This is a genomic window from Pseudomonas sp. Arb-4-2C, assembly GCF_055755015.1.
In genome coordinates, this window is record NZ_CM146899.1 from 3,086,715 (window position 1) to 3,101,556 (window position 14,842).

General features: G+C 61.6%; 11 protein-coding genes. 5 read left to right on the forward strand and 6 right to left on the reverse strand.

The features are described 5' to 3' along the window. Positions 1–143: 143 nt before the first annotated feature. From AC0J41_RS13710 to AC0J41_RS13725, 4 genes are all read right to left on the reverse strand, one after another. Entirely contained in the window at positions 144–2,786 is a 2,643-nt protein-coding gene (locus AC0J41_RS13710; protein ID WP_473015926.1) for a TonB-dependent receptor, read from the reverse strand. Between the two features lie 320 nt (positions 2,787–3,106). Continuing rightward, on the reverse strand, positions 3,107–6,028 hold the full coding sequence (locus AC0J41_RS13715; protein ID WP_025112559.1) for a TonB-dependent receptor: 2,922 nt from the start codon (positions 6,026–6,028) through the stop codon (positions 3,107–3,109). 91 nt (positions 6,029–6,119) lie between these two features. Further along, positions 6,120–7,067, reverse strand: a complete 948-nt coding sequence (locus AC0J41_RS13720; RefSeq protein WP_473015927.1) for a FecR domain-containing protein — start codon at positions 7,065–7,067, stop codon at positions 6,120–6,122. Beyond that, positions 7,064–7,573 (reverse strand): sigma-70 family RNA polymerase sigma factor, encoded by a 510-nt coding sequence (locus tag AC0J41_RS13725; protein ID WP_473015928.1) that lies wholly within the window; start codon positions 7,571–7,573, stop codon positions 7,064–7,066. Before AC0J41_RS13725 ends, AC0J41_RS13720 begins: the two co-directional genes overlap by 4 nt. Positions 7,574–7,868: 295 nt before the next feature. On the opposite strand from AC0J41_RS13725, the gene AC0J41_RS13730 reads away from it, so the two are divergent. The 4 genes from AC0J41_RS13730 (at position 7,869) to AC0J41_RS13745 (ending at position 13,353) form a co-directional block, all read left to right on the forward strand. Beyond that, on the forward strand, positions 7,869–9,587 hold the full coding sequence (locus tag AC0J41_RS13730) for a hydrogenase maturation protein (protein WP_473015929.1): 1,719 nt from the start codon (positions 7,869–7,871) through the stop codon (positions 9,585–9,587). A gap of 577 nt (positions 9,588–10,164) precedes the next feature. Then, complete coding sequence (locus AC0J41_RS13735) at positions 10,165–11,028, forward strand: LysR family transcriptional regulator (RefSeq protein WP_473015930.1); 864 nt, start codon at positions 10,165–10,167, stop codon at positions 11,026–11,028. A 112-nt stretch (positions 11,029–11,140) separates the two neighbouring features. Continuing rightward, a complete protein-coding gene (locus tag AC0J41_RS13740) occupies positions 11,141–12,286 on the forward strand; it encodes a sterol desaturase/SRPBCC family protein (protein ID WP_025112563.1) in 1,146 nt (381 codons plus the stop codon). After that, complete coding sequence (locus tag AC0J41_RS13745; protein WP_473015931.1) at positions 12,283–13,353, forward strand: SMP-30/gluconolactonase/LRE family protein; 1,071 nt, start codon at positions 12,283–12,285, stop codon at positions 13,351–13,353. Before AC0J41_RS13740 ends, AC0J41_RS13745 begins: the two co-directional genes overlap by 4 nt. 152 nt (positions 13,354–13,505) lie before the next feature. On the opposite strand, the gene AC0J41_RS13750 is transcribed toward AC0J41_RS13745, so the two are convergent. Continuing rightward, entirely contained in the window at positions 13,506–13,670 is a 165-nt protein-coding gene (locus AC0J41_RS13750; protein ID WP_473015932.1) for a hypothetical protein, read from the reverse strand. 108 nt (positions 13,671–13,778) lie between these two features. Then, positions 13,779–14,021 carry an HP1242/YdcH family protein gene (locus AC0J41_RS13755; protein WP_003225561.1) on the reverse strand — a complete coding sequence of 81 codons (243 nt, stop codon included), beginning with the start codon at positions 14,019–14,021 and terminating at the stop codon, positions 13,779–13,781. A 204-nt stretch (positions 14,022–14,225) separates the two neighbouring features. On the opposite strand from AC0J41_RS13755, the gene AC0J41_RS13760 reads away from it, so the two are divergent. Further along, positions 14,226–14,747, forward strand: coding sequence for a DUF4142 domain-containing protein (locus AC0J41_RS13760; protein WP_025112565.1), 522 nt, complete (start codon positions 14,226–14,228; stop codon positions 14,745–14,747). The last annotated feature ends 95 nt before the right edge of the window (positions 14,748–14,842 follow it).

Here is a 14,842-nt window from a genome sequence, read left to right on the forward strand (position 1 = left end):
CTGGCCTCTTGGCGGGCTTGCTCGCGAAGGCGTCGGCACAGTCACCAAACATCCTGCCTACCTGTGATGTGCAACAGGTCGGCGACTTTTATAGGGCGGACTTAGATCAATAAGTGACTAAAATCCGCCCGCACTGAGCGGATTCAGAACTTGTAGCTGACCCGCGTGTACAGCGTCCGCCCAAACGGATCGCCGTATTTCGGGTCGTAGCCGCTCTGGAATGTGTAGGTCTGGTTGCTGAACGGTGGCTCGCGGTCGAACAGGTTCTTCGCGCCGAGGGTTACGCTGAGGGTCTTGCGCCAGGTGTAAGTGCCAGCCAGGTCCCAGACGTTGTATGAGCCGACGTAATCGTGAGTCTCGCGGTCGGAGTCGTGGTAACCGCTGGTGTAGCGGTTGGTCAGGGCAACGCCGTAAGGGCCGTAATTCCAGCTGCCGGTCAGGCTGTGACGCCAGCGGGCTACGGCACCGGCCGAGGCGAAATCGCCGCCACGGAAATCGCCAAGCTTGTCGATGTAGTCGCCCTTGAGTTGCTGTTGATACTCGTAACGACTGACGTACGTGCCTTGCAGGCCAATGCCGAAATTGCCGTATGGAGTGCTCGGCAAGCGGTAATCGAAGCTGACATCGACGCCGTTGGTCTTGATCTTGCCGAGGTTGGCCAGGCCAGTGACGATGTGATCGATGGAGCCGTCAGGCTTGCGGATCAGGCGATCCGGGTACAGTTCGGGGTTCTCGAACACCGCCGACTCCGGGAACTCGGCGATCTGATTGGCAATGTTGATCCACCAGAAATCCAGCCCGGTAGTCAGGCGCTCGAACGGTTGATAGACGAAACCGAGGGTGACGTTGCGCGCGGTTTCCGGACTGAGGTCAGTGTTACCGCCAGTGCGACTGTAGAACTGCTGGGCGCAGTCGCGGTTGGCGATTCCGCCGTTGCTCGGGTTGCCACCGGCGCACAGCCGTGGATCGTTGTAGTTGGCGACAGTGAAGGTAGTGAAATTTGGGTTGTACAACTCATACAGCGACGGCGCGCGGAAACCTTCGCTGTACGCGCCACGCACCACCAGCTCCTTGAATGGCTGGAAGCGGAACGAATATTTCGGGTTGGTGGTGCTGCCGAAATCGCTGTACTTGTCATGCCGCACGGCGGCGGACAATTCGAGGCTGTCGAGCACCGGCACGTTGACCTCGGCGTATTGCGCCGAGACGCTGCGATCGCCGGCAACACTGGCATTCGGATCGACACCCAGGCTTTGCACATCGGCGGCGAACTGCGCGAAGTCCTGATGGAAATCCTCCTTGCGATACTCGCCGCCCAGCGCCAGTGCCGACGGGCCGGCACCGAACCAGTCGCCAATCTCGCGGCTGACTCGCCCGTCAATCGCCTTGACCCGTCCGACCGCCGTCGAGTAATCGCCATCCACCGCGTTGGCTGCCAGCAACGCCTGCCCGGCAGCCGTCTGCGCGCCAAACGGGTTGATGATGCCGCTGGCAATTCCGGCGCTCACAGCGTGGTCGTTGACGTAGCCAGCCTCGATGGCATTGACCACTTTGTTCTGGTTGTACGACGCGCCGACGTTGTAATCCCAGCCAACCACGTTGCCGTCGAAGCTCAACAGCAAACGCTGGCCGGTATTGTCGTCTTCATGTTGGCGAGCGCCGACCGCGGTTTCGCGCCAGTTCACATCCACCGGTTGCGTCGGGTCGAGGACAAAACCGTTGGGGCCTGGAGTAATGCCGTTACCGGGATAGAACGTCGTGCCGGGGTTGACCTGGTTGCCCATCAGCGTACCGGGACCGATCTGCGTACGGTTTTCGTTGCGTGCCCAGAAGTATTCGAGGCTGACGTTGTGATCGTCCGAGAGCTTGCCGGTGGCTTTGGCGAACGCCGAGGTCTTTTCGGTTTCCGGCACCAGATCGAGATAGTTCCACAGGCTCTGGCGGCAGATGCCATTGCGCGACAGCAGGCCGGGCGCGTTGCAACCGGAACCGGCCAATGGGTTGGTGGCGTTGCTGCCCTGGCTCCAGTTGGCCGGCGATGCGGTGCCGGAGGTGTAATCGAGGCCACGCCCGGGCTGATAGTTGTAGGTGTAGCCGCGATCTTCGGCGGCCAGCCGTTGCTGCTTGTCATAACTGACCACACCGAACACGTTGAAGCGGTCATCCTGCAAATCACCGAAGCCCCAGCTGCCGCTGAAATTACGGCTTTCACCGCCGCCGGCATGGGTTGGTGTGTCGTAGTTGGTACTCAGTTGGCCTTCGGTGAGGCTGGTCTTGGTGATGAAGTTGATCACCCCACCAATCGCATCGGTCCCGTACAACGCCGACGCGCCGTCACGCAGGACCTCCACGCGGTCGATGGCGGCGAACGGAATGGTATTCAGGTCAACGCCGGAACCATTGATCGCATTGGTTGCGTTGTTGCTCAGCCGCCGTCCGTTGAGCAGCACCAGGGTTTTGTTCGGGCCGATGCCACGCAAATCGGCATACGACGCCCCGCCGCTGCTCGAACCCACCGAACGACCGGAGCCGACCGAGGACTGGTTGGCGGAAATCCGGCTCACCAGTTCTTCCGTGGTGCTCACCCCCTGCTCGCGCAGTTCTTCAACTCGCAGGATAGTGACCGGCACTGCCGTTTCAGCATCGACCCGGCGAATCGCCGTGCCGGTGACCTCGACGCGTTGCAACTGAGTAGTGGGCTCGTCGGCAGCGACTGTCGGCAAGCTATTGATTGCCAGCAGCAAGGCCAGGCTCAAACGGGATCTAACGGGTAAAAAATGGATCATGAACAGCCATCCCTGCGTTTTGGTTTATGCAGGGATGTGCAATGGACAGGAGTGTTTTATAGAGGCCGGTTTAGACCGATGGGTGATGAGGTTATGCAAAAAAATGGCAAGGACACATCAAGCCAATGCGATGTCCCTCAGCAACCGCGTATCCTCGGCCCGAGACTGCCCCCCAAGGCGCGAGCTGCCATCTCCAGCACCACCAACGCGTACTGGTAAGCGACGACGCTCCGCATCGGGTAAAGCCGTACCGCTTTTCCTTCCTTCAGCAGTCGCCGTACGGTTCTGACAGACTTGCCGGTAATACGTTAACTGCGTGCTCAACTACCGAAGTGATAACTCACATCCAGCCACCACTGCCGCCCGTAGGGGTCGTAGTTGCCGGTCGGGTAATACGGCCAGCCGGCCGAGTCATCGTGCTTGATCTGGTTGAGTACGTTGTTCACCGTCAACCCGACGCTGGCGCGCTCATTGAGCTTGTAGCGTGCACTGGCGTTGAACACCGTCCATGGCGACAGCCGCCCGTCACCCGCGCCGTTGGTGACCGAGCCGTAGCGAATGCCCATCAGCGTCGCCGTGGCCTTCTGATAATCCCAGGTCAGGCTGGCGTTGACCTTGCTGCGCCAGTCGTAGTTGGTGCGCGAAGTGCGCAAGTCCTGGGTCGGTGCCTCGTCCGACTCCTTGTAGAAATGCGACAGCACCAGCGTATAGCCCAGCGCCGAACTGAACGCGCCGTACTGGCCCGCGCCCCAGCGGATGTTGCTCTTGAAGTCCAGGCCGCTGACCCGCTCGCTGGCGGCGTTGATCGCGTTGACCCGCACCCGTTGCAACTGGTTGGGGTCGATGGCGGCATTACCCGGGTTGCGGTCGATGCGTGCCAAGGTGGATTGGCAGTTGGCCGAGTTGATGTCCTGGGTGCCGTTGCGGCATTCGTTCTCTTGCTGCAACAGACGGTTTTCGTCGACGGTGGTCAGCAGGTCGTCGATCTCGACTCGCCAGAAATCCGTGGAGAAATCGAAATTGCGCGACGGCGACCAGACAAAACCGTAGGTCCAGGATTTGCCGCGCTCGGACTCAAGGTCTGGCGTGCCGCTCTGGGTGTAATCGACCCGCCCGCGATCACACGCGCCCTGCACACCCTGGCTGCAACCGTAATAATCGATTTGCGCCGGGTAGTAGCCGTTGCTGTCGGATTGGTAGATGTAGTTCAAATCCGGTGCACGGAAACTGGTGCCATAGCTGCCACGCAGCAACAGGCTGCTGATCGGGCGCCATTCCAGGCCCAGGTTGTAGGTCTTCTGCTGTTCGCTGCGATCGCTGAACTTGTATTGATCCCAACGCCCAGCGGCTGTTGCCAGCACAGTGTCGGTCACCGGAATGCTGAACTCGCCACCGGCGGCATAACGCTTGCGCGAACCACCGGAACTTTGCGCCGGGCTCACGCCATAGAATGTGCCGTCATTCAGGCCGTCATCCGGGTCGACGCGATATTCCTGTTTGCCCGCCTCCAGCACGCCGGCAAACCCCACCGGGCCGGCCGGCAAGTCAAACAGATCGCCGTTGATCGAAGCGTTGTAACTGGTCGAGACCGACTTGCTGCGCTGGGTCAGGTTACTGCGAAACTGCTCCCATTCCTGAGGCGTCAGCGGCCGGTCGAGGCGTGAAGCATCGGGGGCGAACACCGGGTAGCCGTCACGCGTGCCCAGTTGCGGGCCGAGGTAGAAGTCCTGAATCGAGGCCAGCGGCGTGTAGCGCGTGGTCCTGACGCTGCGGTATTCCGAGCGGTTGGCCGCCAGATCGTAACGCCAGCCGGTGTCGGCAATCTTGTCCGAGAGGCCGAGGGTGCCGGTCCATGACGTGTCGGTCCACTTGCTGTTGTTGCTGGTGCGACCACCGATTTCCTCTTCGCCATAACGCCGATACCAGCGCTCCAGATTGCCGCTGTTCTGGTTGATGAAATCCGGCGAGGTGAAGGTCGGACCCCGCGTGTTGTTCTGGATGTGATCGAGTCCATACATCAGGTCGGCAAACACCTGGCCGCTGTCACTGAAGTGCCAGGTACCGCGGGTGTAGCCGTCGTAGTTTTCCTTTTGCGTTTGAATGGTCCAGTAATCGTTGTACATCTGATCGGTGCGGCAGCGGCCAGCGTTGTTCAGCAGCTTGTTGTCGAAGGTGCCTTGATAAGCGCCGCAACCGGGGCCGAGGTAGCGGTTGTTGCTCAGGTCGCGGCGGTAGCCGACGTCCGCCAGCGGCCCGCTCTGCATGAAGCCACGGTCGTCGGCCCAGATCGGATCGCGGTTGGTCAGTTCCACGCCGAACAAGCCGTCAAAATCGCCCCAACTGCCGCCACCGCTGATTTGCAGACGCTGGTTGTCGCCACCGCCGCGCTCGCTGGTGCCGCCCTTGAGATTGACGTCGATGCCATTGATCTGCTTCTTGAGGATGATGTTGACCACCCCGGCAATCGCGTCCGAACCGTAGATCGCCGAGGCCCCGCTGCTGAGGATTTCGATACGGTCGATGACCGCCGATGGAATGTTCGCCAGGTTGGTGAAGTTGACCTTGCCGTCGTACGGCGTCGGGTAATCGGCAACGCGCCGGCCGTTGATCAACACCAGTGTGTGGTTGGGCCCGAGGCCGCGCAGGTTGATCGCGCTGGCCGCCGGTTGCCAGGTGTTGCCGTAATCCTCGCCCTGGGTCATGCCGGTGTTTTGCGTTTGTGTGGCCAACGCGTCGTAGACGTTCTTGTAGCCGCGCGCTTCCATCTCTTCATGGGTGATGACGTTGACCGGGGTCGCGCCATCGCTCTGCGCCCGGGCGATTCGCGAGCCGGTGACGGTGACTTTTTCCATGCGGTAATCGGCACTGGTGGCCGGTGCCACGGCGCTGACTTTCGCCGCTACCGGCGTGCGCGCCTCGCCTTCGCGCACGCTCAGGCCTTGAGCGCTTTGCTCGACTTGCAGGCCGCTGCCGAGCAGCGCTTTCTCCACCGCCTGGCGTCCGCCCAACGCACCGCGCACCGCACTGCTGCGCTTGCCTTGCACCAGGTTCTGGCTGAAGGAAATGGGGACGCCGGTCTGGCGCGAAATGTCCAGCAGCACCTCATCGAGCGGCCCGCTGGCAATGTCGAAAGTGAAAACCTGGGTCGCAGAATCCTGCGCGTAAACCGCGATCGGCCCAAGCCCCAACGCCAATGCGGCGGCGAGGGTCAGGCAAGGTAATTGTTGTTTGAGTGAGAGCATCGAGGGGCTTCCCTGTTGAAGGCGTCTGCAGGGAATGAGCAGCGGGCCGGCGCTTTTTATAGGGTGGCGATTAGGCCAAGAAGTTATGAGGCTATAACCGCGCGCCGATGCTGACCCAGTACGGGTTGTGCCAGGTAACGCGGACCGGCAGCGAACGCTCCAGCAGTTGCAGGGTGCGGTCACTGTCGTCGAGCGGATAAAGGCCGCTCAGGCGCAAATCGGCCACCTCGGGACTCAGGTGCAGGATGCCCCGGCGGTAGCGGCGCAGGCTGTCGATCACTTCACTCAGCGGCCGGTCACGCACTTCCAGGCGACCTTGCACCCAGGCGCCTTCCTGACCGTTGCTGCGTTCCAGAGCCAGAATGCCCTGCGCGTTGAACGACAGACTCTCCCCCGCCTCCACCACTTGCCGCACACCGCCAGCCGTGACCACTTCAACCTGTGAATGCAGCATCACCAGCCGGGTAAAATCATCGCTCTGTTGCACGAGAAATTTCGTTCCGAGCGCACGCATCCGGCCGTGTTCGGTCGCGACCACAAACGGTCGCGAAGGATCCTTGGCCACGTCCACCAGCAACTCGCCACTGCGCAACGCCAACAGGCGCTGCTGCGGATCGAATTGCGCCACCACCCGCGTCCGCGCATTCAGACTCAGCGCACTGCCATCCTCCAGAGTGAAACTGCGTCGTTCACCGGTGCCAGTCGCCAGTTCTCCGGCCTCCGGCAGCCAGCCGTAACGACGTCCGAGCAACCCGGCCAACACGGCGACGCCGAGCACACTCAGGCTGCCGCTGAGAAAACGTCGCCGGCTCGATGGCGCATTCAGGCTGTGCAGCAGACTGTTGCGCGGCAACCCGCGAAGGGTCGGATGGCGCAACAGGCTAAGGCCGCCGCCCATTTGTTCGATGATCCGCTGATGCTGTGGGTCAGCCGCTCGCCATGCCTCGAACGCCGCGCATTCACCGGCGCTGGCTTCGCCGGACTGCAACAGCGCCATCCATTGCGCCGCCTCATCGATCACCGCTTCGTCCGGCCTCATGTCTGCATCGCCTGATAGCAACGCTTGAAAGCCTCAACCATGTATTGCTGCACGCGGCTGGTTGAAACGCCGAGGCGTTCGCCGATTTCGCTGTAGGTCAATCCGTCCAGTTGATGGTAGAGAAACGCGGCCTTGGCCTTGGCCGACAAACCGTTGAGCAAGCGATCGACCGCCAGCAGCACCTCGATCACCAGCGCCCGTTCTTCCGGCGATGGATGCACCGGTTCGGGCGCCAGCGCCAGGCTTTCCAGATAGGCGCGTTCGAGGTCCTGGCGGCGCCAGCCCTCATAGACCAGGCGCCGGGCGATGGTGGTCAACAGTGCCCTTGGTTCACGAATGGCGGTCGGGTCCGGCAGGGCCAACACCCGAAGAAACGTTTCCGATGCGATGTCTTGTGCATTGTGTGGGCAACCCAGCGTGCGGCCAACGGCAGCGCACAGCCAGCGATAGTCCTTTTGGAACATTTGCCCAATCATCCGGTAATGCGGGTTCTGAACATCACCCATGCCTTGCTCCCTGAAACGGGTCCCACCCGCTGCGAAAAACCATCGTTCTGCCGGGATCGTCCGGCTCTGAATCAGGGGCGACTGTGCAATAGCACTGCTTACATTTGAAGTAATTAAAAATCAGGATAATCAAACTATTAAGAATAAGACGCGCCGTCGCCGCAAAAATATTGACTGACACAACGTTGACCCCGGTCAGTGGGACGCCCTGAAGCACTCACTAATCTGCGCGCTCCATCGAAAGCCAAGGACGGCTCACCGAGAGCCCGCGGCTGTCCCTTCAAGGAAGAAAACCATGCGATCACTGAAGATTATTCTGCTGTCCTCGGCATTCAACGGCCTGACCCAACGCGCCTGGCTGGAACTGCGTCAGGCCGGGCATTCGCCCAGCGTCGTGGTGTTCACCGACGAAGCATCGGTGTGCGAACAGATCGAACACAGCGGCGCCGATCTGGTGATCTGCCCGTTTCTCAAGGACCGCGTGCCGCACGCACTCTGGAGCAATGCGCGACGTCCGGTGGTGATCATCCACCCGGGCATCGTCGGCGATCGTGGTGCCAGTGCGCTGGACTGGGCGATCAGCAACGAGCTGACCCGTTGGGGCGTGACCGCCCTGCAAGCGGTGGAAGAAATGGACGCCGGCCCGGTCTGGGCCACCTGCGAATTCAACCTGCCGTCGGGTTTGCGCAAGTCCGAGCTGTACAACGGTCGCGTCAGCGATGCGGCCATTCTGTGCATTCGCGAAGTGGTCGAGAAATTCATCGACGGCTTCACTCCGGTCGCGCTGGATTACGCCGACCCGAAAGTCCGTGGCCGCTTGCAACCGAACATGAAGCAGGACGATCGCACCTTCAGTTGGCACGACTGCTCGCGCTTCATCAAACGCTGCATCGACGCCGCCGACGGCCAGCCCGGGGTACTGGCGAGTCTGGCCGGCGGGCAGTATTACGTGTACGACGCGCACCTTGATCAGCGCACCGGCATTCCCGGCAAGATCCTCGCGGTGCATGACGACGCGGTGCTCGTCGCTACCGGTGACCACAGCCTGTGGATCGGCTCGCTGCGGCGCAAACCATTGCCAGGCGAAGAAACCTTCAAACAACCGGCACGGCACGTGCTGGCGGGGCAGTTGGCCGGTGTGCCAACCCTCGACTGGTCGATCGCCAACCAGCCGTTCAACGAGGAGGCGTATCAGCCAATCCGCTACCGCGAGTCCGGGCACGTCGGTGAGCTGACCTTCGAGTTCTACAACGGCGCGATGAGCACCGAACAGTGTCAGCGTATGGTCGAGGCGCTGCGCTGGGCCAAGTCCCGTGACACCCGGGTGCTGTTGATCAAAGGCGGGCGCGGCAGCTTTTCCAACGGTGTGCACCTGAACGTGATTCAGGCCGCGCAGGACCCGGGCGCCGAGGCCTGGGCGAATATTCAGGCGATCGACGATGTATGCGCCGAACTGCTCAGCGCACCGCAACTGGTGGTCAGTGGCGTGACCGGCAATGCCGGGGCCGGCGGCGTGATGCTGGCACTGGCGGCCGACATTGTGTTTGCCCGGGCTGACATCGTGCTCAATCCGCACTACAAAAGCATGGGCCTGTATGGCTCGGAGTACTGGACCTACAGCCTGCCCCGCGCGGTCGGCCCGACGATGGCCGAACAACTGACCCAGGCCTGTCTGCCGGTCAGCGCCACGCAGGCGCTGCAACTGGGCATGGTCCAGGAAATCGGCCCGCGCTGCCCGGACGAGTTCTCGCTGTGGCTGCTGCAACGGGCCAACGCGGCGCTGACCGATCCGACCTATGCCGCCGTGCGTGAACGCAAGTTGCGCGCTGATCAGGTGCTGATCGAGCAATGCCGGGAAAGCGAGCTGCAGGAAATGCAGGAAGACATGCTCTACAACCGCAACCAGTTCGCCGAGAAGTGCAGTCATTTCGTTTACAAGCGCAAAGCCTGCGGCACCCCGGCGCGATTGGTCGCGGACTGGGCGCGAGTGCGCAAGGTCGAATTGGCGGGTTGATAATGCGGTGACCGGGCGGGCCTCTTCGCGGGCAAGCCCGGCTCCCACAGGTTTCTGCATCGCTCACAAAATCCATGGCCACCAGCGATCCCTGTGGGAGCCGGGCTTACCCGCGAAAGCGGTGGGTCAGTCAATGTTGGTTTGACAGACAGACCGCCATCGCGAGCAGGCTCACTCCTACAGGGGGTTGTGTCGGTCATAAATTCCATGGCCACCGCAGCTCCCTGTGGGAGCCGGGCTTGCCCGCGAAAGCGGTGGGTCAGTCAATGTTGGTTTGACAGACAGACCGCCATCGCGAGCAGGCTCACTCCTACAGGGGTTTGTGTCGGTCACAAAATCCATGGCCACCACCGATCCCTGTGGGAGCCGGGCTTGCTCGCGAAAGCGATGGGTCAGTCAATGTTGGTTTGACAGACAGACCGCCATCGCGAGCAGGCTCACTCCTACAGGGGGTTGTGTCGGTCATAAAATCCATGGCCACCGCAGCTCCCTGTGGGAGTGAGCCTGCTCGCGATGAACGATGACGCGGTGTCGAGCCGGCACTTACAATGCCTGCACCTCAGACACCGGCCCGCCCATGGACATCGACCTCGCCCGCACCTTTCTGGAAATCGTCCGCCACGGCAGCCTGGCCGCCGCGGCGCAGAAGTTGTTCGTCACGCAAACGGCGATCACCGCCCGGGTGCAGAAGCTCGAAAGCCAACTGGGCAGTACGCTGTTCGTGCGCAACCGCGCCGGCGCAAAGTTGACGGCCAACGGCGAGGCCTTCGTGGTTTACGCCAACCAACTGGTGCAAACCTGGGAGGCAGCGCGGCGTGACCTGCCGCTGCTGGACGGTTATCACAATGTGCTGCACATCGGCGGCGAAGTCAGCCTGTGCAACCCGTTGATGCTCAGTTGGGCGGCTGAACTGCGCGCGAAAATCCCCGGGCATGCGCTGCGCATGGAAATCCGCGACGGCGAAAACCTGCTGCGCCAACTCGAACTCGGCGTGCTCGATGCCGCACTGGTCTATCAGCCGGAATACTGGCCCGGCCTGCAAGTCGAGCAGGTGTTGGAGGAAAAACTCATTCTGGTACGTGCCCCGAATCGCCCGGATCCCTACGTCTACATCGACTGGGGGCCGGACTTTCGCCGGCAGCACGACGCCGCCCTGCCGGACAAAGCCAAGGCGGCGCTGAGCTTCAACCTCGGCCCGCTGGCCCTGCAATACATCCTCGAACACGGTGGCAGCGGCTACTTCCGCACCCGCGTGGTGCGCAGCTATCTGGAAAGCGGTGCGCTGGAAGCGGTGACCAAGGCCCCGGAATTCGGCTACCCGACCTATCTGGTGTACGCCCGCGAACGCGACTCAGCCACTCTGCAGCAGGCCTTCGATCTGCTGCGTCAGGTGATCGAGACCGATGACGACTGGTCGCAGCGCTGGAACCCGTTGAGCTGAATCGGCCGCTTTACACCGGAGCATGGCGCAACTGACCTCAAGGTCCGGCCTGCACAAGCAGCCGGATCGGCTAATCTGCCGGGTATAACAACAATACCCACAGGTGAACGCATTGAGGCAGACCACCGAGGCATTCCGCAGCCGCTACCGTGCGGCCATCCATCCGCTGTACAACCCGTGGCTGCACGGCGCCTTCGTGCTGCTGTTCGGCGTACTGGCGATCGGCGCGTTCTGGAGCAGCGTACAGCAGGTACGAGCGCTGGAATGGCTGACCGTGCCGCTGACCCTGCTGTTCTTCAACTTTGGCGTGTACATGGTCCATCGCCATCTCGGCCATCACAAAAAAACGTTCGCCAAACTGTTTTATGCGCGGCATGCCGGTGACCACCACAGCTTTTTCACGCCCGGGCACATGACCTATGACGGCGCCCGCGACTGGCGAGTGATCCTGTTTCCGGCCTGGCTGATCGTGGTGCATACGCTGATCATCACGCTGCCGCTGTGGTGGCTGTTTGCACAGGTCAACGCCAACGTCGCCGGGCTGTTCGGCGGCTGCATGGTGCTGGGCTACCTGACCTACGAGGTGTTTCACGCCTGCGAGCATCTGCCGCCGAATAATCCGCTGACCCGCCTGCCGTGGATCCGCCAGATGCGTCATCTGCATGAACTGCATCACCGCCGCGAGCGCATGCAGGAGCGCAATTTCAACATCGTGTTGCCGTTGATGGATTACCTGTTCGGCACCCTGTACTGGGAGCCGCAACCCGCCCCGCTGCGTTATTCGAGACCGCCCATGACCCGCATGCAGCATCAGATCGACATCGCTGGCGAGCCGATCGCCGTGCTTCGTTACGCCGCCAGCGTCCATCACTGGCCCGAATGGCACCCGTCGTCGCTGAAAATCGACGGCCCGCAAGGCCCGTTGCATGCCGGGGCGCGCTTTGAAGAAGACATCCATGCCGGCGGGCGCGCCGGTCACTTGAGCTGGGAAGTCAGCGAATACCTGCCCGGGCGGCGCTGGTGCGCACGGGCGCGGGGCGATCACGGTTTATCGCTGCTGCTGACCTATGAATGCACCGCCGAAGCCGCCGGCACGCGGTTTGTGCGCACCCTGGATTATCGGTTCGACGGATTAGGCATGCGCGTTGCCAATCTGTTGCTGTTGAAGCGGCGCATCGAGCGCGAATCGGCTACGTCGATGCAGGCCCTGCGTGACATGGCACTCAAGCACCTGGCGCTGACGGGGCATCATTCATGAAGCGACTGCTGTTGCTGCTGGTCATCCTCGTCATCGCCTTTGTGCTGTTGATGCCAACCAAGGTTCAGCCGGTGGCCTGGAAGCCGCCAGCGGCACCCTCACTGAGCGAGGGGCCATACGCCGAAAACCAGCGGCTCAAAGCCGCCGAACAGGTCGGCCCCGGCGACATCGATGGCCCGGAAGCCCTGCTGCTGGAAGGCGATTTCCTGATCACCGGCCTGCATGACGGAAGGCTGATCCGCACCAGCCTCGATGGCAAGTCGCGCCAAGTCCTCAGCGACACCGGCGGCCGTCCTCTGGGCCTGGCGCGGCATCCCAACGGCTTGCTGGTGATCGCCGACGGGGTCAAGGGCTTGCTGTCACTCGACGCCCAAGGCCGGCTGATTGCCCTGACCACTGAGGCCAACGGCCTGCCGTTCGGCTTCACCGACGATGTGGCCATCGACAAGGCCGGGCATTACGCCTACTTCAGCGATGCCAGCAGTCGCTGGGGCTATGGTCATGACGGTGAGGCAATCATCGAACACGGTGGCGATGGGCGTTTGCTGCGTTACGACTTTCAGACTGGCAAGACCAGCGTGCTGCTCGACAAGCTGGAATTCGCCAACGGCGTGACCCTCGGCCCGGATGACGCCTATGTGCTGGTCAATGAAACCGGCGCCTATCGCATCAGCCGTTACTGGCTGAGCGGCCCCAAGGCGGGGACTCACGACCTGTTCATCGACAACCTGCCGGGCCTGCCGGACAACCTCGCCTTCAATGGCAGCAACCGCTTCTGGGTCGCGCTCTACGCGCCGCGCAACGCCTTGCTCGATGGCACCGCCGGGTATCCGCTGGTGCGCAAGATGATCGTGCGGGCACTCACCGTGCTGCCCAAGCCAGTAGAGAAACGCGGGTTCGTGCTGGGGCTGGATCTGCAGGGCAAGGTGATCGCCAACCTGCAGGACGCCAGCAGCGGCAATTACTCGCCGATCACCACGGCGCGCGAGTATGGGGACTGGTTGTACCTGGGGTCGCTGAAGGCTTCGCACATGGCGCGGTTGCCGTTGGCTGAGGCGCTTAAGTAATACTTGGCAAAGGTGCGAGCGAGCTTGCTCGCGAAAGCGCTGTGTCAGGCGATGATGATATCGACCGGGTTGGCCTCTTCGCGAGCAAGCCCGCTCCCACAGAGGCAGCGCATTTCAACTGTGGGAGCGAGCCTGCTCGCGAAGGCGGTGTGTCAGTTGCCGGATCTGTCGAACTTGTCGGGTTCTTCGTCTTCTGGAAGATCCTTGTCCGGCTCTTCAGGCACGGTCGTGGTGTGCGCCGGGCTGTTGGGCTCCGGATGTGTTGGAACCGGGTCGAATGCGCCCTGCTCTTCACTGGGGAATCTGGGTTGGTTCATAAGGCACCTCGCAAAGAGTCGCTAAATGAAGACTCTGAACATTCGAGGTGCCGTTCGTGGTCGTCGTTCCCGTCGTTTCACCCCCAGAGGCGGCGGCGCGACTGACGGTCAGGATCGAGCCTGCAACTGCGCGACGATCTTGTCTTTGACCTGCAGGCGTTTTTCTTTGAGTTTCTTCAATGTGTCATCGCTGGGCGCATCCGAGGTCGCCGTCTCGGCCTTGACTACTTCGGCGTCCGCCTGGGAATACTTGTTGATCAGTGCGTCCAGAAATGGATCCTCGGTGCGTTTTTGCTGGATCTCTTCCTTCGTAAGTTTCAAGTCCTGATACAGGTCATGGGTCACCGGCATGGAACACCTCCGTCAGTTGATCGGCAGCCGACGCGACCGATTGCGTCAGCCAGTATCAGAATGGCCTTGGTTGAGCCGTTCTGTCGACCACCTGTCAGACCAGCGGTGGCCGTTCGTCGCCCTGTCGTAAACGCGATCAAACCTTTGCCCGCTCCGTTCCCTCCATTGAGTAACGTCAACAAAAACCTGCGTGGAGAAACACCAATGGACGGATTCAACCTGCGTCATCTCGTGTTGGCTGTCGCTTTGAGCAGCGGCATGGGCAGTGCCTTCGCCGCCACCTCGAACAATTTCGTCGACAACGCTGCAGCCGGTGGCATCTCGGAGATCGAGACCAGTCGCCTCGCCCTGGAAAAAAGCCAGTCGGCCGACATCAAGGCATTCGCCAACATGATGATCAGCGATCACGGCAAGGCCAACGATGAGCTGGCCGGCATTGCCAAGGCCAATGACATCAAGGTCCCGGACACCACCACCCTGGTCAAGCAGGCCAAGGAAAAGATCCTCGACATGCGCGATGAGTCCTTCGATGCAGCCTACGCCAACAACCAGGTCAAGGCCCACGAAGAAACCATCGAACTGTTCAAGAAAGAAGCCAACACCGTCACCGACGACCAGGTCAAAGGCGCCACGGAGCTGAAAGCCTTTGCGCAGAAAATGCTCCCGGCGCTGGAAAAACACCTGGCCGCTGCCAAAGAGCTGCAGGCCAAACACCCCAGCAAATAAACCTGCCGCCAGCCGCCGCAAAGCCGCATCCCTCGGATGCGGCTTTTTTATTGCCAGGCCAAAGCTGCGCCCGCAAAAAAACGCGAACTGCAGCC

Bases quoted from the DNA above. Each gene is read 5' to 3' on its own strand.
- AC0J41_RS13710 (WP_473015926.1), bottom strand. From the start codon at position 2,786: ATGATCCATTTTTTACCCGTTAGATCCCGTTTGAGCCTGGCCTTGCTG.
- AC0J41_RS13715 (WP_025112559.1), bottom strand. From the start codon at position 6,028: ATGCTCTCACTCAAACAACAATTACCTTGCCTGACCCTCGCCGCCGCA.
- AC0J41_RS13720 (WP_473015927.1), bottom strand. From the start codon at position 7,067: ATGAGGCCGGACGAAGCGGTGATCGATGAGGCGGCGCAATGGATGGCG.
- AC0J41_RS13725 (WP_473015928.1), bottom strand. From the start codon at position 7,573: ATGGGTGATGTTCAGAACCCGCATTACCGGATGATTGGGCAAATGTTC.
- AC0J41_RS13730 (WP_473015929.1), top strand. From the start codon at position 7,869: ATGCGATCACTGAAGATTATTCTGCTGTCCTCGGCATTCAACGGCCTG.
- AC0J41_RS13735 (WP_473015930.1), top strand. From the start codon at position 10,165: ATGGACATCGACCTCGCCCGCACCTTTCTGGAAATCGTCCGCCACGGC.
- AC0J41_RS13745 (WP_473015931.1), top strand. From the start codon at position 12,283: ATGAAGCGACTGCTGTTGCTGCTGGTCATCCTCGTCATCGCCTTTGTG.
- AC0J41_RS13750 (WP_473015932.1), bottom strand. From the start codon at position 13,670: ATGAACCAACCCAGATTCCCCAGTGAAGAGCAGGGCGCATTCGACCCG.
- AC0J41_RS13755 (WP_003225561.1), bottom strand. From the start codon at position 14,021: ATGCCGGTGACCCATGACCTGTATCAGGACTTGAAACTTACGAAGGAA.
- AC0J41_RS13760 (WP_025112565.1), top strand. From the start codon at position 14,226: ATGGACGGATTCAACCTGCGTCATCTCGTGTTGGCTGTCGCTTTGAGC.